The sequence below is a fragment of the Streptomyces sp. NPDC057280 genome, assembly GCF_042668605.1.
Classification (GTDB): domain Bacteria; phylum Actinomycetota; class Actinomycetes; order Streptomycetales; family Streptomycetaceae; genus Streptomyces.
On record NZ_JBHUYR010000002.1, the window covers coordinates 161,225 to 184,730 of the forward strand.

The 23,506-nt window shown below is 68.0% G+C and carries 23 protein-coding genes; 15 read left to right on the plus strand and 8 right to left on the minus strand.

Translation table 11 applies throughout. The features are described from left to right. Positions 1 to 178 precede the first annotated feature (178 nt). Genes ACFUO4_RS11380 through ACFUO4_RS11395 form a run of 4 tightly spaced genes read left to right on the plus strand, consistent with a single transcriptional unit; the run spans position 179 to position 3,757 of the window. Complete coding sequence (locus ACFUO4_RS11380) at positions 179 to 979, plus strand: ABC-2 family transporter protein (protein WP_079310471.1); 801 nt, start codon at positions 179 to 181, stop codon at positions 977 to 979. Between the two features lie 58 nt (positions 980 to 1,037). Further along, entirely contained in the window at positions 1,038 to 1,841 is an 804-nt protein-coding gene (locus ACFUO4_RS11385; RefSeq protein WP_383485614.1) for an ABC transporter permease, read from the plus strand. A gap of 6 nt (positions 1,842 to 1,847) precedes the next feature. Further along, positions 1,848 to 2,855: an ATP-binding cassette domain-containing protein gene (locus ACFUO4_RS11390; RefSeq protein WP_383482714.1), complete on the plus strand. Its 1,008-nt coding sequence runs from the start codon at positions 1,848 to 1,850 to the stop codon at positions 2,853 to 2,855. A gap of 32 nt (positions 2,856 to 2,887) precedes the next feature. Then, positions 2,888 to 3,757 carry a DUF1707 domain-containing protein gene (locus ACFUO4_RS11395; protein WP_383482717.1) on the plus strand — a complete coding sequence of 290 codons (870 nt, stop codon included), beginning with the start codon at positions 2,888 to 2,890 and terminating at the stop codon, positions 3,755 to 3,757. A 9-nt stretch (positions 3,758 to 3,766) separates the two neighbouring features. On the opposite strand, the gene ACFUO4_RS11400 is transcribed toward ACFUO4_RS11395, so the two are convergent. Next, positions 3,767 to 5,104, minus strand: coding sequence for an SGNH/GDSL hydrolase family protein (locus ACFUO4_RS11400; RefSeq protein WP_079310473.1), 1,338 nt, complete (start codon positions 5,102 to 5,104; stop codon positions 3,767 to 3,769). Positions 5,105 to 5,333: 229 nt separating this feature from the next. On the opposite strand from ACFUO4_RS11400, the gene ACFUO4_RS11405 reads away from it, so the two are divergent. Both ACFUO4_RS11405 and ACFUO4_RS11410 read left to right on the plus strand, forming a co-directional pair. Further along, a complete protein-coding gene (locus tag ACFUO4_RS11405; RefSeq protein ID WP_383482721.1) occupies positions 5,334 to 6,704 on the plus strand; it encodes a DUF445 domain-containing protein in 1,371 nt (456 codons plus the stop codon). A 54-nt stretch (positions 6,705 to 6,758) separates the two neighbouring features. Continuing rightward, the gene (locus ACFUO4_RS11410) at positions 6,759 to 8,252 is read left to right on the plus strand and encodes an MFS transporter (protein ID WP_383482724.1); all 1,494 of its coding nucleotides are present in this window, start codon (positions 6,759 to 6,761) and stop codon (positions 8,250 to 8,252) included. Here ACFUO4_RS11410 and ACFUO4_RS11415 read toward each other — a convergent pair. Both ACFUO4_RS11415 and ACFUO4_RS11420 read right to left on the minus strand, forming a co-directional pair. Next, on the minus strand, positions 8,249 to 8,917 hold the full coding sequence (locus ACFUO4_RS11415; protein ID WP_383482727.1) for a hypothetical protein: 669 nt from the start codon (positions 8,915 to 8,917) through the stop codon (positions 8,249 to 8,251). The genes ACFUO4_RS11410 and ACFUO4_RS11415 overlap by 4 nt on opposite strands. A 20-nt stretch (positions 8,918 to 8,937) precedes the next feature. Then, positions 8,938 to 9,240, minus strand: a complete 303-nt coding sequence (locus ACFUO4_RS11420; RefSeq protein ID WP_079310476.1) for a hypothetical protein — start codon at positions 9,238 to 9,240, stop codon at positions 8,938 to 8,940. A 165-nt stretch (positions 9,241 to 9,405) separates the two neighbouring features. Between ACFUO4_RS11420 and ACFUO4_RS11425 the strand changes: the two genes are divergently transcribed. Both ACFUO4_RS11425 and ACFUO4_RS11430 read left to right on the plus strand, forming a co-directional pair. Beyond that, positions 9,406 to 9,828 carry an Hsp20 family protein gene (locus ACFUO4_RS11425; RefSeq protein WP_179143457.1) on the plus strand — a complete coding sequence of 141 codons (423 nt, stop codon included), beginning with the start codon at positions 9,406 to 9,408 and terminating at the stop codon, positions 9,826 to 9,828. 64 nt (positions 9,829 to 9,892) lie between these two features. Then, positions 9,893 to 10,336 carry a DUF2267 domain-containing protein gene (locus tag ACFUO4_RS11430; protein ID WP_383485617.1) on the plus strand — a complete coding sequence of 148 codons (444 nt, stop codon included), beginning with the start codon at positions 9,893 to 9,895 and terminating at the stop codon, positions 10,334 to 10,336. A gap of 16 nt (positions 10,337 to 10,352) precedes the next feature. On the opposite strand, the gene ACFUO4_RS11435 is transcribed toward ACFUO4_RS11430, so the two are convergent. After that, positions 10,353 to 10,844 (minus strand): hypothetical protein, encoded by a 492-nt coding sequence (locus ACFUO4_RS11435; protein WP_383482732.1) that lies wholly within the window; start codon positions 10,842 to 10,844, stop codon positions 10,353 to 10,355. A 1,013-nt stretch (positions 10,845 to 11,857) separates the two neighbouring features. Here ACFUO4_RS11435 and ACFUO4_RS11440 point away from each other — a divergent pair. Next, positions 11,858 to 12,709, plus strand: a complete 852-nt coding sequence (locus ACFUO4_RS11440; protein ID WP_383482735.1) for a helix-turn-helix domain-containing protein — start codon at positions 11,858 to 11,860, stop codon at positions 12,707 to 12,709. A gap of 20 nt (positions 12,710 to 12,729) precedes the next feature. Then, positions 12,730 to 13,296, plus strand: a complete 567-nt coding sequence (gene cyaB / locus ACFUO4_RS11445; RefSeq protein WP_383482738.1) for a class IV adenylate cyclase — start codon at positions 12,730 to 12,732, stop codon at positions 13,294 to 13,296. A 75-nt stretch (positions 13,297 to 13,371) separates the two neighbouring features. Here the strand turns inward: cyaB and ACFUO4_RS11450 are convergent, their stop codons facing one another. Both ACFUO4_RS11450 and ACFUO4_RS11455 read right to left on the minus strand, forming a co-directional pair. Next, positions 13,372 to 13,869 (minus strand): peptidylprolyl isomerase, encoded by a 498-nt coding sequence (locus ACFUO4_RS11450; RefSeq protein WP_383482741.1) that lies wholly within the window; start codon positions 13,867 to 13,869, stop codon positions 13,372 to 13,374. Between the two features lie 139 nt (positions 13,870 to 14,008). Beyond that, a complete protein-coding gene (locus ACFUO4_RS11455) occupies positions 14,009 to 15,016 on the minus strand; it encodes a hypothetical protein (RefSeq protein ID WP_383482743.1) in 1,008 nt (335 codons plus the stop codon). Between the two features lie 321 nt (positions 15,017 to 15,337). On the opposite strand from ACFUO4_RS11455, the gene ACFUO4_RS11460 reads away from it, so the two are divergent. Genes ACFUO4_RS11460 through ACFUO4_RS11475 form a run of 4 tightly spaced genes read left to right on the plus strand, consistent with a single transcriptional unit; the run spans position 15,338 to position 19,795 of the window. Continuing rightward, positions 15,338 to 16,027: a hypothetical protein gene (locus ACFUO4_RS11460; protein ID WP_383482746.1), complete on the plus strand. Its 690-nt coding sequence runs from the start codon at positions 15,338 to 15,340 to the stop codon at positions 16,025 to 16,027. 19 nt (positions 16,028 to 16,046) lie between these two features. Beyond that, positions 16,047 to 17,477: a hypothetical protein gene (locus ACFUO4_RS11465; RefSeq protein ID WP_383482749.1), complete on the plus strand. Its 1,431-nt coding sequence runs from the start codon at positions 16,047 to 16,049 to the stop codon at positions 17,475 to 17,477. Then, positions 17,474 to 19,291 (plus strand): DEAD/DEAH box helicase, encoded by a 1,818-nt coding sequence (locus ACFUO4_RS11470; protein WP_383482752.1) that lies wholly within the window; start codon positions 17,474 to 17,476, stop codon positions 19,289 to 19,291. Before ACFUO4_RS11465 ends, ACFUO4_RS11470 begins: the two co-directional genes overlap by 4 nt. Positions 19,292 to 19,345: 54 nt before the next feature. Further along, positions 19,346 to 19,795, plus strand: coding sequence for a very short patch repair endonuclease (locus ACFUO4_RS11475; RefSeq protein WP_383482754.1), 450 nt, complete (start codon positions 19,346 to 19,348; stop codon positions 19,793 to 19,795). On the opposite strand, the gene ACFUO4_RS11480 is transcribed toward ACFUO4_RS11475, so the two are convergent. After that, positions 19,775 to 21,076: a DNA cytosine methyltransferase gene (locus ACFUO4_RS11480; protein WP_383482756.1), complete on the minus strand. Its 1,302-nt coding sequence runs from the start codon at positions 21,074 to 21,076 to the stop codon at positions 19,775 to 19,777. The two genes, ACFUO4_RS11475 and ACFUO4_RS11480, sit on opposite strands and share 21 nt — an antisense overlap. 632 nt (positions 21,077 to 21,708) lie before the next feature. On the opposite strand from ACFUO4_RS11480, the gene ACFUO4_RS11485 reads away from it, so the two are divergent. After that, positions 21,709 to 22,329 (plus strand): TOPRIM nucleotidyl transferase/hydrolase domain-containing protein, encoded by a 621-nt coding sequence (locus tag ACFUO4_RS11485; RefSeq protein ID WP_383482759.1) that lies wholly within the window; start codon positions 21,709 to 21,711, stop codon positions 22,327 to 22,329. 82 nt (positions 22,330 to 22,411) lie between these two features. Here the strand turns inward: ACFUO4_RS11485 and ACFUO4_RS11490 are convergent, their stop codons facing one another. After that, on the minus strand, positions 22,412 to 23,431 hold the full coding sequence (locus tag ACFUO4_RS11490; RefSeq protein ID WP_383482762.1) for an SEC-C domain-containing protein: 1,020 nt from the start codon (positions 23,429 to 23,431) through the stop codon (positions 22,412 to 22,414). Positions 23,432 to 23,506: the final 75 nt, after the last annotated feature.

Below are 23,506 nucleotides of genomic sequence, written 5' to 3' on the forward strand. Positions count from 1 at the left end.
TCATGCGCCGTCGTGCGCCTCGTACGCCTTCTGCGTCCCCAGATGAAGACTGTCGCACCGCGCGTTCCGTTGCGGTTCGCGGCACGCTTCCGGGCCGAAAAAGGCGTGGCGTACGTCACCACCTGCGGACTAGGCTCCTGCGCTTCGGTGCCTGGCGCGGGCGAGGAGGGCTGTGGATGTGGATTCGGGGCGGTTGTACCTCGCCGTAGGGGTGGGCGGATTCAGACGGTACGCGACGTATCGGGCGGCGACAGCGGCCGGGATCTTCACCAACACGGTCTTCGGACTGATCCTCGTCTACACGTACACCGCCCTCTGGGACGAACGGCCGCAACTGGGCGGGTACGACCTCGCGCAGGCCGTCACCTATGTGTGGGTGGGCCAGTCGCTGTTCAAGACGCTCGCCAACGGGGGCGGGGGTGTCGAGGGCGAGCTCATGGAGCGTATCCGCACCGGGGACATCGCCGTCGACCTGTACCGGCCCGCGGACCTCCAACTGTGGTGGCTGGCGGCCGACTTGGGCCGCTCGTTCTTCGAGCTGCTCGCGCGCGGTGTGCCGCCCTTCGTGCTGGGCGCGCTGATTTTCGACCTGGCGCTGCCCACGGACGTGCTGACGTGGCTGGCGTTCCTGATCGCGGTGGTGCTGGCGATGCTGGTCAGCTTCGGCATCCGGTACCTGATCGCGCTGAGCGCGTTCTGGCTGCTGGACGGCACCGGGGTGGCGCAGATGGTGATGTTCGTCGGCTGGTTCTGCTCGGGGATGATCCTGCCGCTCAACGTGTTCCCGGGGCTGCTCGGCGAGGTCGTACGGGCTCTGCCATGGTCGGCGCTGCTGCAGGCGCCCGCGGACGTGCTGCTCGGCGAGGCCGATCCGCTCGGCACGTACGCCTTCCAGGCGGTGTGGGCGGTGCTGCTGCTGGCGGCAGGCAGGGCGGTGCAGGGGATGGCGACGCGGCGGGTGGTGGTGCAGGGTGGCTGACACGGTCCGCGGTCCCGTCGGGACCGACCGGGAGTCCGGTTCCGCCGGGACCAACCGGGTGCTGGACGGAGTCCGCACCTACCGCATGATCGCGGCCATGTGGATCCGCTCCACGATGACCTACCGCGCCTCCTTCGTCATGACCACGCTGGGCAACTTCACGGCGACCGCGTTCGACTTCGTGGCGATCCTGCTGATGTTCTCCCGCGTCGACGCCCTCGGCGGCTACGCGCTCCCCGAGATCGCCTTCCTCTACGGCCTGTCCAGCGTGGCCTTCGGTCTGGCCGACCTCGGCCTCGGCTCGATGGAGCGGCTGGGGCGGCGGGTGCGCGACGGCACGCTGGACACGCTGCTGGTGCGCCCGGCGCCGGTGCTGGCGCAGATGGCCGCGGACCAGTTCGGGCTGCGCCGCCTCGGCCGGGTCACCCAGGGCACGATGGTCCTGGTCTACGCGCTGGCCACGGTCGACATCGACTGGACGCCGCTGAAGCTGCTGCTGATGCCGGTGATGATCCTCAGCGGCGCCGGGATCTTCGCCGCGGTGTTCGTCGCGGGCGCCGCCTTCCAGTTCGTCGCCAAGGACGCCTCCGAGGTGCAGAACGCCTTCACGTACGGCGGGACGACGCTGCTGCAGTACCCGCCGACGGTGTTCGCGACGGAGCTGGTGCGCGGGGTGACGTTCGTGCTGCCGCTGTCCTTCGTCAACTGGCTGCCGGCCACCTATGTGTTGGGGCGGCCGATCCCGCTCGGGCTGCCGCAGTGGGTTGCGTTCCTGTCGCCGCTGGTGGCGGCGGGGTGCTGTGCGCTGGCCGGGCTGGCCTGGCGGGCGGGACTCAGGTCGTATCGGAGCACGGGGAGTTGAGGGCGGATGGCTGAGGACATGGGCGAAGGGTTCATCGAACTCGACCGGGTCGAGAAGGTCTTCGAGGTGCGCAAGAAGACCGGCTTCATGAAACGCGAGCGCAGGGAGGTACGGGCCGTCGACTCGATCTCCTTCCGGGTGGCGCGCGGCGAGATGGTCGGCTACATCGGCCCGAACGGCGCCGGCAAGTCCACCACCATCAAGATGCTCACCGGCATCCTCGCCCCGAGCGGCGGCAGCCTGCGCGTGGCCGGCATCGACCCGTCCCGCCAGCGGCACCGCCTCGCCCATCGCATCGGCGTGGTCTTCGGGCAGCGCACCACCCTGTGGTGGGACCTCCCGCTGATCGACTCGTACAAGCTGATGCACCGCATGTACCGCATCCCCGACGCCCGTTACCGCGAGAACCTCGACCGGCTCGTCGAACTCCTGGACCTGGAAAACCTGTTGGACGTGCCCGTCCGCCAGCTCTCCCTCGGCCAGCGGATGCGCGGCGACATCGCGGCCGCCCTGCTGCACGACCCGGACGTCCTCTACCTCGACGAGCCGACCATCGGGCTCGACGTCATCTCCAAGTCCCGGGTACGGGAGTTCCTGCGCGAGGTGAACGCCGAGCGCGGCACCACGGTCCTGCTCACCACCCATGACCTCCAGGACATCGAGCAGCTCTGCTCCCGGGTGATGGTCATCGACCACGGCCGGCTGATGTACGACGGTCCGCTCGCCGGGCTGCACGAGGCGGGTGAGAGCGAGCGGACGCTGGTGGTGGACCTGGAGCGGGAGTTGCCGCCGATCGAGGTCCCCGAGGCGCGGGTGGTGAAGGTGGAGGGCCCGCGGCAGTGGCTGGCGTTCCCGGCGGGGACCTCGGCGGCGCCGCTGGTGGCGCGGATCGCGGCGGAGTATCCGCTGGTGGACCTGTCGGTGCGGGAGCCGGACATCGAGGCCGTGATCGCCAAGATGCTGCATTCATTGGGGGACACCCCCAAACCCCCGTCAGAGAAGGCCACCGCATAGTGCCCGGCGCCCGGAACTCGTAGGCTGAGGACATGACGGACGCCGTGCCTTCCGAGGGGACGCCCACGCCCCCCAGGCCCTCTGCCCCGGAACTCCGTGCCGCCGACGCCGACCGTGAGCGCGTCGCCGAGATCCTGCGGGACGCCCTCGCCGAAGGGCGCCTGGACATGGAGGAGTTCGAGGAGCGGCTGGAAGCGACGTACAAGGCGCGGACGTACGGCGAGCTGACGCCGATCACCCGCGACCTGCCGGCCGCCCCCGGCGCCGTCCCGTCGGTGAACCTGGCCAAGGACTCGGTGGCGGACGGGAGTTGGGCCTCGCGGGTGACCGGCGGCGAGGGCTCGTCGACCTGGGCGGTGGCGATCCTGTCCGGGTTCCAGCGCAAGGGCCGCTGGACCGTGCCCAAGCGCTTCAACTGCTTCGCCTTCTGGGGCGGCGGCGAGATCGACCTGCGCGAGGCGAACTTCGCGGACCGCGAGGTCGAGATCAACTGCGTGGCCGTCATGGGCGGCGTGAACGTGATCGTGCCGCCCGGTGTCGAGGTCGTCGTCCGCGGGATCGGCATCATGGGCGGCTTCGACCACCGCGAGGAGGGCGTGCCCGGCGACCCGGGCGGCCCGCGTGTGATCGTGACCGGGTTCGCCTTCTGGGGCGGGGTCGGCGTCGAGCGGAAGCTGACCCGGGCGGAGCGGCAGGCGCTGAAGGAGGAGCGGCGCCGGCAGAAGCTGGACCGCAAGGAGTCGAGGCGCGAGCTGCACGCCTCCTGGCGCGAGGACGTCGAGGACGCGCACCGCCGCATGACGGACCGGCACCACGACCTGATGCGGGGCCGCAGCGACCGCCACCGCGACAGGCGCGACCGCCGGGATCGCCGCGACCGGTACGACCGGTACGAGGACTAGCGCCTGTCCCTAGAGCTCCGCCGGAGCCGCCCCCTTCAGGTCCTCCAGGTCGAAGACCTCCGCCATCCGCGCGTACCCCTTGTCGCTCGGGTGGAGATGGTCGCCGGAGTCGTAGTCCGAGCGCAGTCGGCGCGGGTTGTACGGGTCGCGCAGCGCCTCGTCGAAGTCCACGACGGCGTCGTACACCTTGCCGTCCCGGATCGCGGCGTTGATCTGCTGCCGCACGCCCTCCCGGGCGTCCGTGTACCCGCGGTGGCCCTGGAAGGGCATCAGCGTGGCCCCGACGACCTTGATCCCGCGGGCGTGGGCCTGCCGGACCAGGGTGCGCAGGCCGTCCAGGACCTTCTGCGGGTCGGCGAGCTTCGGGTTGCGCAGGATGTCGTTGATGCCGAGGTCGATGACGACGACCTTCACGTTCGTACGGGAGAGCACGTCACGGCCGAAGCGTCCGAGCCCGCTCTGGTTGTCGGCGGGGCGGCCGGGGCCGTTGGCGAGGACCTGGTTGCCGCTGATGCCCTGGTTGACGACGCTGTAGCGGGGCAGGTCGCGGCCGGCCTCGATCGCGGTGCGCAGCCGCTCCGAAAGGACGTCCGTCCAGCGGTGGTCGGCGCCCTCGGTGGAGGTGATGCCGTCGGTGAGGGAGTCGCCGAGCACGACGACGGTGCCGTCGGACTCGTTGCTCAGCACGTCCAGCGCGGTGAGGTAGCGCCAGTACGGCGTCTGCTCCGCGTACCCCGTGCCGGTGGTGTCCTCGGTGAGGTCGCCGTCGGCGACGTACGAGATCTGCCGGGCGTGCGGGTGGTAGGTGACCGGTCCGGACGGGACGGGCGAGTACGTGGTGACCAGGACGTCGCTGCCGTGCGCGACGGTGATGCCGACCGCGTCGCTCATCACCTGGCCGCCCGCCGGGACGACGACGGAGGTGTTGCCGCCGAAGGTGAGGCGCCGCATGGTGCCGACCGCCGCGGCGGCGGAGTCGTCGGCCGCCGCGAGGGCGATCGAGGCGTGGGTGATGGTCAGCGGTGACTGGCCGTAGAGATTGGACAGCGTGATACGGGCACTCGTACCGCCGACGGACGCGTGCACCACGTTGCGCACGGAGCGGCCCGCCATGCCCTCCGTCTCGGTGCCGGGTTCGGCGCCGGCCGGGGAGGCGGACCAGGCGCCCACCCAGCTGCCGGTGGAGGCCGGGGCGGCGTTGCGAGGGGCCGGGGCCCCTGCGGCCCGCTGCCGGGGGCTCGTGGCGCTGCCGTCGTCGGCGGCGACACCGACGTAGATGGCGCCGGACACGGCCACGATCAGGGCGATGATCGCCGAAAGCAGGGCATAACCATGTCTTCTGGTCATGCGGTGCGGGTCTCCTCGGACGGATGGGAGCCCGAGGCTCCGATGTGATCACCTCATGATGCGTCATGAGGTGAGGGGTGACGGTACTGGACCCCCCATTGGGTCACCGGAGTTCGGAACTGAGCTCCCCCCTCCGACAGACGCCGGGAACTCCTGTTCCGTTCCAGGAGTCGGTCAGGAAGGGACAATGTGTGCAGGGGATCACAACGGGCGGAGTGGATGGGACGTGATGGAACGCGCTGATCCGGAGGAAACGGATGCCGCCGACGTGAAGCAGCATGCCCGCCCGGCCACCGCCGGCAACCGTGCGGCGACCGGGCCTGCCACCAACCGCGCGATGAGCACGTTCAGCGCGGCCGACGAGGAGAAGCAGCGCGGCGTACGCCGGATGAAGCTCACCGCGACCGGGCTGCTGCTGTTCGTCGCGCTCGTGTACGTCCTCGCCACGTGGGCGTCCCACGCGGGCGCGGGCGCCTGGGCCGGCTATGTCGCCGCCGCCGCGGAGGCCGGCATGGTCGGCGCGATGGCCGACTGGTTCGCGGTGACGGCCCTGTTCCGGCACCCGCTCGGCCTGCCGATCCCGCACACCGCGATCATCCCCACCAAGAAGGACCAGCTCGGCGTGTCGCTGGGCGAGTTCGTCGGCGAGAACTTCCTCTCCGAGGACGTCGTGCGCGGACGTCTGCGCGCCGTCGGCATCGGCAGCCGGCTCGGCGCCTGGCTCGCCGACCCCGAGCACGCCGACCGGGTCACGGCCGAGCTGTCGGCCGCGCTGCGCGGCGCCCTGACGGTCCTTCGGGACTCCGACGTCCAGGCGGTCGTCGGCGAGGCGATCACCCGTCGGGCCGACGCGCAGGAGATCGCGCCGGGCATCGGCAAGATGCTGGAGAAGGTCGTCGCGGACGGCGGCCACCGCCGGGTCGTGGACCTGGTGGTGGCCAGGGCGCACGACTGGCTGGTCCTCCACGACGAGCAGGTCATGGACGCCGTCCAGGGCGGGGCGCCCGGCTGGACGCCCCGGTTCGTGGACAAGAAGGTCGGCGAGCGGGTCTACAAGGAGCTGCTGCGCTTCGTCACGGAGATGCGGGACATGCCCTCGCACCCGGCGCGAGGCGCCCTGGACCGCTTCCTGACGGACTTCGCCTCCGACCTCCAGTCCGACACCGACACCCGCGCGCGCGTGGAGCGGCTCAAGGGCGAGGTGCTCGGCCGGGGCGAGGTCCAGGACCTCATCGCCTCCGCCTGGACCGCCGTACGCTCCATGATCGTGTCGGCCGCCGAGGACGAGCGCAGCGAACTGCGGCTGCGCGTACGGGCGTCGCTGCTGTCGCTCGGGGCGCGGATGTCGGTCGAGCCGCGGCTCCAGGCGAAGGTCGACGGCTGGGTGGAGGGCGCGGCGGTGTACGTCGTCACCACCTACCGGCACGAGATCACGTCCCTGATCACCGACACGGTCGCCGGCTGGGACGCCGAGCACACCACGCGGAAGATCGAGGCGAACATCGGCCGTGACCTGCAGTTCATCCGGATCAACGGCACGGTCGTGGGCTCGCTGGTGGGACTGCTGATCTACACGGTGTCGCGGCTGCTGGGGGCGTAACCCGTCCTCGCCGGGGAACCCGTCGCAGGGTCTCACTCGACGAGGAGGGAGCCCATGACCACCACAGACCAGGCCGCGACCGGCCGTACCGTCACGACGAACATCCCCGCCCGCCTGGACCGCCTCCCCTGGTCCCGCTGGCACTGGACGATCGTCATCGGACTCGGCACCGTATGGATCCTCGACGGCCTGGAGGTGACGGTCGTCGGCAACATCGCGGGCCGCCTCTCCGAACCGGGCAGTGGCCTGCCGATCACCTCCGGCCAGGTGACGGGCCTGGCGGCGGCGCTGTACGTGCTGGGCGCCTGCTCGGGAGCCCTGTTCTGGGGCCGCCTGACGGACAAATGGGGCCGCAAAAAACTCTTCATGATCACACTCGCGGTCTACCTCGCGGCCACCGCCCTGACCGCCGTCTCCTTCTCCACCTGGTGGTTCTTCGCCTTCCGCTTCCTGACCGGCTTCGGCATCGGCGGCGAGTACGCGGCGATCAACTCGGCGATCGACGAACTGATCCCGGCTCAGTACCGGGGCCGGGTGGACCTGATGATCAACGGCAGCTTCTGGCTGGGCGCGGTGGCAGGTTCCCTGCTGTCGATCGTCGCCCTCGACACGTCCGTGGTGGCGAAGGACGTGGGCTGGCGCCTGACGTTCGCACTCGGCGCGGTCCTGGCCCTGGTGATCCTGCTCGTACGACGCCACGTCCCGGAGAGCCCACGGTGGCTGCTGATCCACGGCAGGGACGAGGAGGCGGAACGGATCGTCACGTCGATCGAGGAGCGGATCGCGGACGAGAAGGGCGAGCGGCTGGCGGACCCGGAGGGCGAGATCACGATCCACCAGCGGCGCAGCGTGAGCTTCATGGAGATCGCCAGGACGGTGTTCTCGGACTACCGCAGGCGAGCGGTGCTCGGTTTTTCCTTGTTCATAGGCCAGGCGTTCCTGTACAACGCGATCACCTTCGGCTTCGGCGCGATCCTGACCAAGTTCTACGACGTCCCGACCGGCAACACCGGCTACTACTTCGCCGTCATCGCCATCGGCAACTTCATGGGCCCGCTGCTGCTGGGCAAGCTGTTCGACACGGTCGGACGCCGGGTGATGATCTCGTCGACGTACCTGTTGTCGGGTCTGCTGCTCTTCGGCACGGCATGGCTCTTCGACCAGGGTTCCCTGAACGCCGGGACGCTGACGGCGTGCTGGTGCGCGGTGCTGTTCTTCGCGTCGGCGGGCGCGTCCAGCGCGTACCTGACGGTCTCGGAGATCTTCCCGATGGAGACCCGGGCGATGTCGATCGCGTTCTTCTACGCGCTGGGCACGGCGGCGGGCGGCATCAGCGGACCGCTGCTGTTCGCCGACCTCACCGGGACGGGCAAGGTCGCCGACACGGTGCTGGCCTTCCAGATCGGCGCCACGCTGATGTGCCTGGCGGGGCTGGTGGCGGCGGTACTGGCGGTACGGGCGGAGCGGAGGTCGCTGGAGGACGTGGCGCGGCCGCTGACGGCGGCACCGGGGGGCGCCACCTCGCAGGCTGCGGGCCAGTACACCTAGCCGTCTTGCGGCACCGGCTCCCACTCCGCGCGGTACTCGACATGCATCAGCGGCATCGAACGCTCCAACAGCCCTGACCCCGGATGCAGTTCGGCACACACATGGCCACCTGGGTGGGGGCCGGGCCCGGGCCCGGTGTCGGCGAGGTCGAGGAAATCCGCGGCGGCGTCGGCGAAGGGCAGGGCGCTGCCGCTCAGTACGAGGGTGTCGGCGGCGGTGCTGAGGCGGAGCCGGTCGCGGAACTCGGCGTGGTGGGCGTCGGGTACGCCCCGGTCATGAGGAAGGGGAAAGTCGGCGCGCCGGAACTCGACGGTGTGCTGACTCCCCGCCTTGCCCGCCCTTGCCCGGACCTCCTTCCAGCGGGAGGCCGGGAACTGGAGGGAGTGGTGCAGCAGAAGCAGATCGCGGGCGCGATGCGGCTCGGGCAGCGCGACACCGACCGGCCGCTCATCACGCCGCCGCAGCGGCAGGTGCACGAGCGACCGCGGGGACCGCGCGGCCAGCAGCCAGGCCGCGGCCAGCTCGGCGGCGGCACCCCGGTCCACCCACAGACTCAGCCAGTGCTCACTGTCGAAGCAGAGTGCCCGCCGGAGCCCGCCGACGCGCAGCACCCGGTACTCCTCCGCCCCGAGCCGCACCCGACGCTCGGTGACGCCCAGCCTCATTCGCCCTCCGTTTCCGGTGGTCAGCCCTGCCGGTCGGCCACGGCCCAGGAGGCGAGCGCGACGGCCCCCGCCACCCCGAACACGGCGGGCCAGGCGCCCACCTTCTTCGCGAGCGGATGCGACCCGGCGAACGCGGCGACATACGCGGCCGTCAGCGCGCCCGCCGCCTTCCCGCCGGCCTGCTGCCGCCACTGCGTCGCGGCCGCGGCCCCGGCGACGGCCAGCACGGCCCCGCCGAGCTGCCGCTTCCTGGTCCAGCGGGCGACGCCGTACCCACCGACGAGTCCGCTCGCCGCGACGACCGCACTGGGAACCTTGGCCATGCCTGCCTCCTGCTGGTTCTTGAGACCGTGAGAGACCTTGAGGCTAACTCCAGCACCGCGAGCGGGGTCGAACATGAGTCGAGGGTTGTCAAGTTTCCTCTCCCGAGCTATATAAGAAGCCGTAAGGGCATCGCACCCAGCACCTGAGGAGAGGAGTGACCTGTGATGCTCATGCGTACCGACCCCTTCCGCGACTTCGACCGACTCGCGCAGCAGGTCTTCGGGCCCACCCGTCCGGCCGCGATGCCGATGGACGCCTACCGTGCCGGGGACGACTTCATCGTCCACTTCGACCTGCCCGGCATCGACCCCGAGACGATCGATCTGGACGTCGAACGCAACGTCCTCAACGTCCGCGCCGAGCGCCGTTCCCCCGCCCCCGAGGGCGCGGAACCCATCGTCGCCGAACGACCCACCGGCACCTTCACCCGCCAGCTCTTCCTCGGCGACACGCTCGACACGGAACGCATCGACGCCTCGTACGAGGCCGGCGTCCTGACCCTGCGCATCCCCGTGGCCGAACAGGCCAAGCCGCGCCGCATCCAGATCAGCGGGGGCGACGGGGGCCGCAAGCAGCTGAGCAACTGATCGCGCGCCCGCGCGGGCGCGCGACCAGGACCAGGAGGAGACATTCGGTGGTGATTCGGTGGTGATCGGCGGTGACGCGGTGGTGATCGGCGGTGATGCGGTCGTGAAGAGAAGCTGGGCCGAACTGGTGGACGCGGTACGGGAGTCGGGCCAGTACCCGACCCGCGCCGAGGCCGAACGCGTCACCCGCGTCGTCCTGTCCGCCCTCGGCGGCCACGTCACCGGCGACGAACGCGTGGCCCTCGCCCGGGCCCTGCCCGAGCAGGCCGCGCGCGTCGTCGCCGGCCAGATCCCGGCCACCCGCCCCCTGTCGGCGGCGGAGTTCGTGGAATCGGTGGCGGCCCGTATCGAGGGCGCGACGACGGCGACGGCCCGCTGGGACGTCAGCTCGGTACTGAGCACACTCCCGCGCTGGGCGGGCGATGCGCTGGTGGACCGCATCCTCGACCAACTCCCGCCGGGGTACGCGCTGTTGTTCGGAAAGGCGGAGCTGATGCCGACAGCGTGAACGCCCCTGCATGTCCCTACTGGGCTTCGCCCGCACGATCCTTGTGCTGCCTCCGGGCGCGCATCTCCGAGACATACCCCGCGGAGATGACGCACCCGGCCCCGGCGAGGGCGAAGCCCAGAAGGGCCGGGTTGAGATACCCCGGCACGTCCCCGTTGTCGTAGCTCCCGCCGCCACTGGTCTCGCAGACGAACCCGAGCGGGAGATACGACACCGAGTAGTCGACGATCTCGACGCCGCGCTGGTGCCGCTCCCACCAGCCCGCCGTACGACAGGACTGCGGCGGCGCGGAATCCGTACCGCCGTCCTGAGCGGTCACCACGGCCCCCACGATGATCAACAGCCCCCAGGCACAGAGCGCGGCGGCGACGGCCCCGGCGAGGGCGCCGAGAGCGCGGAGCAGCGCCGGCGGCTCGCCCCGCTCGGTGAGCTGCCCGAACCCGTATCCGGCGAGCGCGACGGCGACGACGGCGGCGACGAGGACGAACAGCAGATTCAGCAGTGCCATCACGCCCCCTGATGTGATCAACTGTCGGGCTACTGGACTGTCGCCCGAGTCCAGCAGCTGCTCCGGGGGTACGGCAGTGGCGGAGCCCACAGTTCCGGCAACAGGACGGCTACAGAGGACGAGGGAGCCACGTGAGCCGACTGAGCCAGACTTGCTGTAGGCCAGCTGGACTGCCGGAATCCGGTCCCAACTGACCTAAGGTTCATCAGGACGGCGAGAGAGCGTTCAGTCGGCGCTGCGATGCATGGGCTTGCGTGCCGACGACACAGAGGGTTCCTCGGGACATGCGTCGGAGTGGCTGTAGGTCACGTACGGGGGACCAGACGCTCGATCGTGGATGTGGCTGCCATACGGCTCATCGGACCGAATGACACGTTGGCAGCGACAGCAGATCACGACCACCGGACACCCACCCAGGCCTGACGGAGCTGCCGTCCTCGGATGCATGGCTCGATTTCGTATGCGCAGCCAGAGCACTCGTCGTAGTGGGAGACAAGTGACCTGTATGCATCGAGGGGAGGGTGTCGGGTTGTCGCCGCAGCCGCACGGGCCAACGCATCGTGCAGTCGGTCGGGATTCGTCAGGATGTTGCTGGGCGCGGGTGGGATGCGCCATCGGGGCCCAGCGCTGCACTGCGGTCCAGGTACGACGACGTGGGCGCAATCGGTGAGTACCACGATCCCCGCTGCTTCGGGCAACTCCCAGGAGACTGCCTCTCCTGGACGAACCAGCCAATAAAAGACGGCGGTCCACGGATCCTCTAGGACGGCTCCCGTCGCGTTCCGCAGGTAGCTGAGCACGGCGACAGCGATCGCGTGCGGAACTCTGATGGCGTCCCACCATTTGCCCGCCGGGAGCAGCTCCACTGAGCGGCCTTCGGGCAACCAGTCACAAGAGAGGGCGTTCATGTAGCCACCATCGGGTGACGCGGTGTGCCGACTCGATACCCGATCGGTAATCTCACCGTGGGATGGATTCCCATCTCGCCTGCGAATACCGGGGGTTGAGTAAACATGTCTACGTCGCTCGGACCGATCGAGCTTCCGGACTGGGCATGGGAGCGCGCCGAGGTGAGACAGGCTCTGCGTGCACGAGACATGGGCGCCGTGTTCCGGTACACACAGCAGTACGCAGGTGCCAGCCAGTCCCGCATTGCGACGGCGGTGGGGATGACGCAGGCCCGCGTGAACGAGATCATCAACGGTCGCCGCGAAGTGTCCCGTCTTGACGTCTACGAGCGCATCGCGGACGGCCTCCGCATACCCGACGACGCAAGGCACTTGCTCGGCCTGGCCGCCAGTAGGGAGAGACGCTCCGGTGGCGCAGCCTTCGACCTTGCTGCATTTCCCGAAGTCGTCAGGGTCTATGCCGCGCAGCACTCCGCGGCGGAGGAGATCCAGCAACTAGCCCGTGAAGCCCGGGAACTGGACGTCCTCGCGGTACGCGGCCTCGGGTTGATCGGACTTAATGACAGCCTGCTCCGGGCCTGCCTCCCGCGGGAAAAGGGAGGCAATGGGCTCCGGACGCGAATCGCACTCCTGGACCCGGACAGCGATGCCCTGGCACAACGCGCGGCAGAGATCGGGGAGTCGGTCGAGTCCCTCGCCGGAGGAGTGCGCTTGGCTGAGGCGCGACTGCGGGAGCTGGCCGACTCATCCGACATCAGCGTATGGCGGTACCGCATGCTCCCCACGTGGCGGCTCATCCGTATTGACTCGACCATGTTCGTCGGAGCTTTCGACGCGGGGTGGGAGGGGCATGAGTCGGCCACATACAAGGTCATGGAGACGCCGTACGGCCCCTTGTTCCGGGGCTTCCGCAGGATGTTCGAGGCGGTCGTCGTGGGTGGTCAGCGCACGGTGTGACCAGCAGAAGGGAACAGCAGATGATCGAGGCGGAGTTGAAGGCCCGGGTGCGCTCACCCGAAGAGGTCAGGCGGCGACTCGACGAGCGGGCGACAGCCCGCGTGGAGGTGTACCGAGACACGTACTACGACCGCGTCGACGGCTCACTGGAGAAGGCGGACCAAGAGCTGCGCGTCCGGACCGTACGCGGAGCAGACGGCGTCCGGACGGTGCTTACCTTCAAGGACTCCGCGGTGGACGAGGACTCCGGATCCAAGCCCGAGTACGAGACGCTCGTCGACGACACGGAAGCTGCGCACGGCATCTTGCGCGGACTCGGGCACGTCGAGGTCATCACGTTCGAGAAGCACTGCCGGAACTACGACTTCGAGGCGCGAGGCCGCCGCATGCTGGCCACTCTTGTCCGCGTGCCGGAAATCGACGGGACCTTCGTCGAGGTCGAGACCCTTGTCGGCGAGGACGAGGTGAGCACCGCCCTAGACGACATTCGCGGTGTCCTCGTCGAGCTTGGCATTGAGATGGCGGACCTTACCCGGGAGACGTACACAGGCGCGGTGGCGGTGCAGCGCGGCCGCCGTCTCGGCTGATAAGGCCGCCACATCACGGGCATGCGCGACGGCCGGGCGATGGACACCGCACCGGCCGTTCACAACGAGGCGATGTCAGAGCTGACCGGACTCGGCGATGGTGACCTTCGCCGAGGGGGCGCCGCTGCGCGAACCGAGCGCCTCGATCTTCTTGACGAGCTCCATGCTGGTCTCGTCGGCGACCTCGCCGAAGACCACGTGCTTGCCGTCCAGCCAGTCCGTCACGATGGTCGTGATGAAGAACTGCGAGCCGTTGGTGTTCGGGCCGGCGTTGGCCATGGACAGCAGGCCCGGGCGGTCGTGCTTGAGGGTGAAGTTCTCGTCGGCGAACTTCTCACCATAGATGCTCTTGCCGCCGGTGCCGTTGCCCCGGGTGAAGTCGCCGCCCTGGAGCATGAAGGCGGGGATGACGCGGTGGAAGGAGGACCCGGCGTAACCGAAGCCCTTCTCGCCGGTGGCCAGCGCGCGGAAGTTCTCGGCCGTCTTCGGGACGACGTCGTCGAAGAGGTTGAAGTTGATACGGCCAGCGGGCTGGTCGTTGATCGTGATGTCGAAGTAGACCTTGGTTGTCATGGTTCTATCCTGCACTGTCGCGTTCAGGGGGCCAGCGGTGGGCTGCGAAGGGACCCTGGAGAGGGTAGCGGGCAGAGCGCGGCGCGGAGAGTAACCTGCCGAGCAGTTGGTGAGGCTGGATGCCTAGCCCTTGGGGTGGTCATAGAGTGGCCCGGGCTAGCAGCAGTGCGCCGGCGTCGTCGGGCGCACCGCTTTCATGCAGCTCCAGCGCGGCGCGCACCACGTTCTCGTGGCTTTGATCCCGCCCGTAGATGTGGATCAGGTTGTCGGCGAGGTCCTGCTCCTGCTGGCGACGCAACAAGCAAACGAGACTGGCGATCTCTGCGTGACTAAGCGTGCGCACTGTGTGATGCAAGAGAGAGATGGTCGATCCTTGCCGGCCGCCCGCCTGAAGGCTCTGGGCCTGGTGTGCGATGTTCAGGGCGGCGCGTTCTGATTCCGTGATCCGCTGCCGGTCCAGGGTGCGGCGGGGGACCGGCAGCGGATCACGTCTGGTTGCTGCCATCGGAGCCGGACGGAATCGCGAGCCGGCTCGGCTCGCCGTCGCGAGCCTCAAGTGGGCGTTCTCCGCCCTCAGCTGGTCAGTCTCCGCTTCAGCTTTGCCAAGTTGCTTCTGGAGCTGATCCTGCTCAGCCTTCAAGTGCTCTACCTCGCCAACAAGGTCCTCCAGCTCCTGATGGCGCTTGCGTGCAGCCGCAGCCTCCTCCGGGAGGCGGGTGGCCGCGGCCTCGCCCTTCTCGTTCTTTAAAGCATCCAGTTCTGCGCGAAGGGCTACGCAGCTGTCACAGTGGTCGGCCTCCGCTCTTTCGCGGTAGCGCCGCAAGTCGTCGAGCGACACATCATGCGCCAGGTTCCCGCGGGCGTCGGTCTGGGCGGCTCCGTAGATCTGCTCCAGCAGGCGCATTGATGGTACGGAACGTCCACTCAAAAAGCGCGAAAGGGATGTTTCGGATATCTTGAGGCGCTCTGCGGCTTGGGCTTGAGTAGGTTTAATAATGCCCTTCCTTGCGCCCTGCTTTGTGTGACTTTTTCCGGTTAGGTGGGCGCACAAGCGCTGGATCTGTATGGCCAGATCCCGCTTACCTGGCGGAATATCGCCGCTGATGCTCTTCGCCGCCCAGGCGTGACCAGTCGTTTCCGGTGTCATGTCCTCGTCACTTCTTGCTGGCTGGCCAGAATCCTGGCGCCGGTTAGGGGGAAACGTTGCTGCCGTCCCGGATTCTGCCGCAAGGGACAGCGGGGCGTCTTGCTGTTTTTGTAGCAAGAGTTACGCGGTTGACTTACATCTGATCGCCCATGCAAGACTTTCCATACGCAGCAAGCACTCGTTACTCCCGTTGGCGAGCTTGCGCAGTGGGGGGGTGCCGTATTCGAGGGCCGCTTCGTGCGGAACCTGGATGCGGGGTATCGCCGGTGGCTGATATCCGCCGTTGTTCCTCGTCGTTCAAGAGAGCTGGAGGATCAGTAGATGACCTTGCCGTCTTGGCAGGACAAGGGTCTGGGAGGCATGGCGCGTACCGCTCTGTGGCTTCTTCAGGAAGTGGGGGTCGGGGAGAGGTTCACGAAGGTCGCGCTGCGGGAGGCGTTTCCCGAGGCGGCGCAGATCGACCGCAGGCTGCGGGCGCTGCGAGACTACGGCTGGAAGATCGACACGAGTCGTGACGATCCGACGCTTACTCAGCAGGAGCAGAGGTTCGTTGCTGCCGGAGCCGAAGTGTGGATTCCGGGGCAGGCCAAGACGCCCAAGCACAAGGCGAGTATTACGGCGGCGCAGCGGGCCAAGATCCTGGCGGCTGACAACTACCTCTGCCGTGGGTGCGGTATCGGTGTCGGTGAGGTGTATGAAGACGGGGTTACTCCCGCGGTGTTGAACGTGGCCCGGCGCAAGGTGCTGCTGGCCGACGGCTCGATGGAATACCAGCCGGTGACGGAGTGCAAGGCCTGCGGCGCGGGGAGCGGCGAGCGGGTGGCCGACGTGCCGAAGGTGGTCGCGCAGGTGAACGCCCTGGCACCGATGGAGCGGCAGGTCCTCGCTCAGTGGATCGCGGACGACCGCCGCACGCTTGGCCCCTTGGAGAAGGTGTGGGGTGCCTACCGGAACCTGCCCGAAGCCTCCCGTAAGGCCGTGGCTGAGCTCGTAGCCGGCGAAGACGGCTGAAGAGGGAGCAGAGAAGACCATGATGCGTGAGTTTCCCCCGCCGCCGAGGGCGGATGAGTTCAGCGAGCAGATCAAGAAGAAGGTGCGGGAGGCCCGTGACGCGGGTGGCACCCGCGAGACGGTCACGGTCGACTGGAACGAGCAGCAGGCTCATGTTGAAGTGATCGATCTTCCCCTCAGCAGCCTGTACTTGAATCCAGGAACCCATCGGATTCGTGCCCAGCGCAGCCACGATCTCCGCCGGAACGAGGGGTTGGACAAGGACCCCTGGAGCGCGGAGAGCCAGGACTACCTGAGGCACCTGCTCCAGGCCTCGCCGTCTGATCCGAGGCTCCGGGACGTCGAATTCGACAATCTCAAGGAGAGCCTGAAGGAGTTCGGGCAGAACGACCCTGGCCTGGTCACCCACCAGGGCATCCTGGTGAACGGCAACACGCGGGCCTGCGCCCTGCGGGAGCTCGGCGTTCAGTCCATGCGGGTTGGTGTGTTGCCCGAGTCGTTCACCTGGGCCGACATCAACGCTGTTGAACTGTCGTTGCAGCTCCGCAAGGACCACCGCCGGGACTACTCCTACATCAACAGGTTGCTCGCGATGGAGGAGCAGGCGGCTCTGGGACGCACCCCCGAGCAGATTGCGAAGGCTTTCCGGATCCAGGTCAGGACGTATCACCAGGAGCGTTGGATCCTCACCACGATCCGGGAACTGATCGACCGCAGCGCGAGCGGGGGCGGTGTGAAGCTGCGCCTCGTCGACTGGGAAGGCGCTCAGGAGCGCCTGAAGGAGCTCCACCGCCTCTACATGAAGTTGGAGTCGGTCGATCGTGACCAGGCCGAGGTGCTGAAGGAGTGGCGGTTGGCCGCCATTCTCCTTGAGTTCTCCAAGACCGACGTCCGGCACATCGACGAGCACTTCCTCAAGGACGGATTCGGTGACCTGCTTCCTGCCGGGGAGGACACGGGGGTCGCCGCACCCGATGCCGGCGGGGTGGTCATTCCTGGACTGGGACTCAGCGTTCCGGCTTCTTCCTCTGCTGTATCGGAAGCCAGGGCGCTGAACGATCGCATCCTCAGGGCGAAGGCTGTTGTCGCGGCCCCAGGCTCGGATCTTCCCGAGGAGGAGAAGGCCAGCAATCAGGGAGTGATCACCGAGGCGAAGAAGGCCTTCGACAAGGCGATCGACGCGGCTGGGCGCAGTACGCGTCTCCGCAAGCGCAAGCAGCTTGCGCCCGCCCGGCTCGCCGAGGCTTGCGCCAGCATCGATCAGTGCGTGGCCGATCTGGTTCAGGCGCGGTCCTCCCGGAGCCTGGACGAAGAGGCGTTCGATGAGGCCGTCCTGAACCTTCGCAGCAGTATGCACAAGCTGGCGCAGCAGGCCGGCCGGGGTTTGTCCGACCCTGGTGACGGCGTCTCCTGGCTGATCGAAGCGGTAAAGGCGGAGCCCACGCCGTGACGGCCAGCCCTGACGGAACGTCGCTGCGACTCGGGTTCGACGAAACCCGGACCCGAGTCGTCCTGCGAACCACAGATGAGTATCAGCAGGATCTCGTCCAGCTGGCCGCCCGTTTCCGAACGGGCGGCCAGCTGGGCCCGCTGAGCGCGTCGATCGTGCTGGACGAACTCCTCGCCGACCTCGGTGCACTCGGTTCATGGCCGCACCCTCAGGGTGTGGAGTGGGAACCCGAACTCCGCTCACTCGTGGCCGGCGTCGTTCAAGACGCCAACACGGTGAGAGAGAGGCTCGACAGCGCCTCGGAGTCGACGGCTACGACGGCTGACGAGGTCCGCGGTCTCCTCGGAGAGACTTGGCACGGCGACCTGAGCGAATTCCAGCTCCGTGACATCGCGAAACTGCTGTCGCTCCAGCACGGGGCGAACTTCAGTGTCCCCGGCGCGGGCAAGACGCGTGTCGCTCTCGCCGTGTACGCGGCGCAGAAGACACAGGGGCGGGTCAACCGGCTGCTGGTCGTATGTCCCAAGTCGGCGTATGAGTCCTGGCGTTATGAGACAGCTGTCTGCTTCCGGTACCCGTTGCGCACGCATGTTCTTGACGGTTCGATGGACCAGTGGACGGAAGTTCTGATCGTCAACTACGAGCGACTGGACCGTTCGCTGCCGTTGCTCGCTGGTTGGCTCAAGGGCGCGCCCGCAATGATCATCTTGGATGAGGCGCACCGGATGAAGCTCGGTGCCCGAGGCACGTACGGGGCCGCGTGCATGGCGCTAGGGCCGCTGGCTGCACGGCGCCTCATTCTTACCGGAACCCCCGCGCCCAACGGGGCTAAGGACCTGGAGAATCTGCTGGGCTTCGTCTGGCCGGGCCATGGCCAGCGCACAGTGGTCCAGGCGGTGGCCGGAGGCGACCTCGCTCACGCGAGTACGGTTCTGCGTCCGTTGTTCACCAGGACCACCAAGCATGAACTGGGGCTTCCGCCTGTCCAGTTGGGAATCCGCTACGTGGACATGCCCCCGCTGCATGACGAGATCTACGAATCACTGGCCAAGGGCGCGAGCGCGGACCGTGCCCGGGACGATCTCAGCGCTCTTGGCAGAACCGCCCTGCGGCTGTTGATGGCCGCGGTGAGTCCTGCGCTCCTACTGGAAGGCGCAAGCAAGTACGAACCGCTCGCCTACCAGCTTCCGCCGCTGGTGATCCCGGAGGGGAGTTCTCTCTACGCCCTGATGCAGGCACTGCCGGACCATGAGCTGTCGCCCAAGTACCAGGAAGCTGTCGCGATCATTGCGGAGAACGCTGCGCGAGGGCGGAAGACTTTGCTCTGGACGACATTCGTCCGCAGCCTGACGACCCTGGAGCGGATGCTAGAGAAGTTCAGTCCGGCGGTGGTCTATGGCGGTACCGCTGACCGTGACGAACAGCTCAGGCGCTTCCGTGAGGACCCCAGTTGCATGGTTCTGATCTCTAACCCGGCGACCTTGGGTGAAGGCATCAGCCTGCATCACGTCTGCCATGACGCCGTATACGTGGACCGGGACTTCATGGCCGGCCGCTTCCTTCAGAGCCTGGACCGTATCCATCGGCTCGGACTCGCGCCGGACACGGAGACCAGGGTCACCGTCCTCGCGGCGCGTAAGACGATCGACGAGGTGGTGGCCAACCGGCTGGAGAAGAAGCTGGCCTTCATGGGGCAGATCCTTGATGATCCGACTGTGCAGCAGCTGGCCGATCTTGAGGAGGAGCCCTCGGTGGGAGCTGGCTTGGCGCCGAATGATGTTGAGGCCCTGCTGCGTCACGTGGGGAGCCGCTGAGCCAGCCAAGGCCTCTTGCCCGCAGGGGCGGGCGGCCCACTACCCTTTGGAAATGTGACAGAGGAATCCGAGTGGGTAGCGCCGGAAGGGTCGTGGGCATCGTCTGCTGCGAGACGCCGGAACATGCAGGCTATCCGGAGCCGTGACACGAAGCCTGAAAAGCTGATCCGACGTCTGGTGCACGCCAAGGGGCTTCGCTATCGCGTTGCTGCCCGCCCCGTACCAAACCTGCGCCGGACAGCTGACATGGTGTTCCGACCAGCGAAGGTCGCGGTGTTCGTGGACGGATGCTACTGGCACGGATGTCCGGAACATTATGTGCCGCCGAAGACGAACTCCGGCTACTGGTCGGAAAAGGTTCTCCGCAATGTAGCCAGGGACCGCGACACGGATCAGCGCCTCGCGGATGAAGGATGGCTCGTGCTCCGCTTCTGGGAGCACGAGCCATCAGACGTCTGCGCTAGCCGGATCGCTGACGTGGTACTAGAGCGCAGGGCGCGCTGACACGGGGATCTCCATCTGTTCTGCGGTCGCCTCCGCATCGCCCTTGGCATCGGATTCCATGGTGTATTTGGCCAGGAGCTCAGTTCGGTGTTCGGGACGAAGAACCGCAGCGATGGCTCGCCCCACAGCCTCCGCGACCGGCGGCGGAAAAGCATTTCCGACCTGACGGTAGCGCGCGGTCTTACCGCCTTGGAATTTCCAGTCGCGAGGGAATCCTTGAATGATCGCCGCCTGCTCGACGGTGAGCATGGGACCGGCGGGCCGGAAGAGGTCGCGCTCTGGGTCGCAATCGGCGCGGTCGTTCGCCACCCCCATGGCATCCACGTTCATGGCTGCCCACGCGCGCTTGGCGCGAGTCGGTCCCAGGTCGGCTCCGCCATGCTTCTTGGACCCGCCAACCAGCGTGGGGGCTACCCCACGGCCTGCTGCAACGGCCTTCTCCGCTGCTTCACACCAGTCCTCGAAAACATCTTTGCCGGTGCGTTCCTTACCTCTCGCACGGCGGCCGTGCTTGTTCCGGTCCCAGTAGTCCTCGCAGCGCTCCCGCATAGTTTCGCGTAGGCGAGAGAAAACACTTGCCTCATCGCCGGTTAGGAAGGCAGGCCACTCGAATGGGAACGCGCTGTCCTCCAACGCTTTTTCATGAATAGCTACAAGGATTGCGCGTGGACGCAGTTGGGGTACGCCGAAGTCCTTAGCGTCCAGTCTTCTCCATACAGACCGCATGGCGACGCTCTGCATTTTGGGTGACTGGCTAGTGTCGATATCGGGGACTACGTAGCCAAACTTTTGTAGCGAATTCAAGATTCGAGCACGATACTCGATAAAGAATTCTGGGGGCTCGAGGATGCCGCGCACATTCTCGATCATCACGGCTCTTGGCTGCAATCTTTTGATGATCTCCAATGCGGCCGGGAAGAGATCGCGTTCGTCATCCTCGCCGAGGCGCTTCCCTGCCAGTGAGAAGGGAGGGCAGGGGACCCCTCCAGCCAGGAGATCCAGTTCCCCCTCCTTAAGGGAGAGATTCTTTTCCAAATCAGACCCCAGAAATTCACGCACATCCATTGGGGTGATCTTCTTGGCCTTCTCGGGAGTCCAGCCAGGCCAGTTGCCGACATTGGCGCGCAATGTGTTGACGGCGTGCGGATCCCATTCCACCAGAGCCCGATGGTTGAACCCGGCATTGTGCAGCCCAACGGCTTGGCCGCCCGCCCCCGCACAGATCTCGATTGAGGTCAGTGGCTCGGCGAACTGCGGTCGGTCATCGCCGCTGGAGGACATGGCTTTCCTTCCGGGTGGTTGTTCGTGCGAGAGTTGGTGATCTTTCCACAGCGACTCTGCACCATGAGTCTCGCACTTCCCGGCACGCGGGCGTTACCTCGGTCATCTACGTCCCGCATGGTAGGACCTTGAGGCTGAAGATGGGCCGCCCCGCGGTGGACCAGTGCAGTTGCTCTAGCCGTGATGCTCCCGGTAAATCCGTCCCAAGCCGCCACCCACCTCGCGGCGCCAGCAGTGTGGCAGATTGCGCTTGCTGCGCAGTTGCCGTTGGGGCCGCCCGCTTCCTCGCCAGTGTCGTGCTTCCACGCCCCGCCTCAAGGGCGCTTCGCGTCGCCTGCGGCGATGGCCCTGCGGGCCACCCTTGACCCGGGCCGCTCCGGCACGGGGGAGAAGCGAGCGGGCGGCCCGGGAAGGCGGGTGGCCGAGGTCGGTTGGCGACCACGGTCGGTTTCCGGTCGGCCCGCGTTGCCGGGCGCGGACGCGCCTCGCCTGCACGCCGGGTGGGTTTGGCGGCTAGTGCGTTGTGGGTGGGCGCCTTGGTGGGGTGGGGGCGCGTGCCGGGTGGGGCTCGGCGGGTTGGTGTTGGGGAAAATCGGCTCGCTCTGGGGGTGGGGCGGGATGAGACTCGTCTTATGACTGACATGGGGGCGTTTCGGGATGCCGTCGCTGCGTGGGTGGGGGGCGGCGGCGATGAGGGGCCTGCGGCTGAGCTTGCTGGGCTGTTGCCCGTTCGGGTCGTCGTGCTCGTTGAGGGGCTGAGTGACGTCGCCGCCGTCAATGCCCTCGCCGAGCGGCGGGGGCGGGATCTGGAGGGGGAGGGGGTGTGCGTGTTGTCCATGGGTGGGGCCATGAATGTGGGGCGGTATGCCGGACTGCTTGGGCCCTCTGGGCTGGGGGTTCGGCTGGTGGGGCTGTGTGATGAGCGGGAGCGGCCCTACTACGTGCGGGGATTTCAGCGGGGCGGGGCGGGGGAGCAGGGGATCTTCGTCTGTGTGGCGGATCTTGAGGACGAGCTCATTCGTGCGCTGGGGGTGGCGCGCGTGGGGGAGCTGGTGGAGGAGGAGGGGGAGCTGCGGGCCCTGGAGATCTTTCTGCGGCAGCCTGCTCAGCAAGGGCGTGCTCCGGAGCAGCAGTTCCGGCGATTTCTCGGGACGAAGAAGGGGCGCAAGATCCGGTACGGGCGGGTTCTCGTCGAGGCGCTCGATGGGGAGCGGGTGCCGGCTCCGTTGGAGGGTTTGCTCGCCAGTCTCTGACGTGCGTGCGAGTGACGGCCGCCCTGGCGGTGGTGGGCGGCCGTCAGCTGGGGTGTTTCCGGCTGCGCCGGTCAGGCGCCCGCTACGCCGCCCCCGCCCCGTGGCACTCCCCGTACGCCTGCCCCGAGCCGCACCAGCACTCCGCCCCCCGCTGCGGCGGCCATGCCACCGCCCGGCCCCGGGCCGCGAGCGTCGTCGCGTACTGCGGGAGCAGCGCGCTGTCCGCCGGGGAGGATCCCTCCGATGCCGCGAAGGCCTCGTAGGACGGGACCGTGCCGGTGACGATGCCCAGGTTCGGGGTGCCGGAGGCCGCCAGTTCGCGCAGGGAGGCCTCTATCGTCGCGAGGTGCTCCTCGTGGGAGGGGTACTCCTCCGCCAGGGGCGCGTACGCGGTCAGCAGTTCCGTCAGTTCGTCCTTCGGCCAGTGCAGGACCGCCACGGGGAAGGGGCGGGAGAGGGCCTCGCGGTAGGTGCCGAGCTCAGCGCGGAGGCGGGAGATCTCCGCTGCGAGTTCCGCCGGGTTGTCCGAGCCGAGGGACCACACGCGCTTGGGGTCGTGCAGCTCGTCCAAGGGCACGGGGGAGGTGTGGAGGGTGTCCGCCAGCATGTCCCAGTCGTCGTGTGCGGCGCCCAGCATCCTGCGGACCCGGTGGCGGCCGAAGAGGAGGGGGTGTGTGGAGTACGGGGGTTCCGCCACGTCCGTCAGGAGGAGGCGGGCTCCCTCCGTGAACGTCTCCTGGGCCTGCTCCAGCTCGTCGTGGGCTTCCAGGGCCTCCGCCACGATCACCCACGGTGCCGGGTCCCGGGGTGTCTCCGCGCGGACGCCGTCGATGATCGCCCTCGCCTCCGCCTCGTGGCCGTACTCCCAGAGGTTCGACGCCTTGAGGGCGCGTACCAGATGCGGGCTCTCCAGCGGAGCGGACGAGGACAGCAGGCGGTCGTAGAGGGTGGTCGCCGCGGGGCGGTCGCCGGACAGTTCCAGGTGGGCGGCGGCCTGCAGGAGCAGGGGCTCGGCGTCCTCGGGATACAGGCCGGCGGTCCGCTCCAGGCGTGCCGCTTCGGCGGTGTGGTCGACGTTCTCGGCAGGCGTGTCGGGGCGCATGAGGGACACCGTACTGCCGAGCGGTGACAAGGGAGAGATCTCAGGCCAGGGCCCGCCCCGGAACCCCGGCCCACC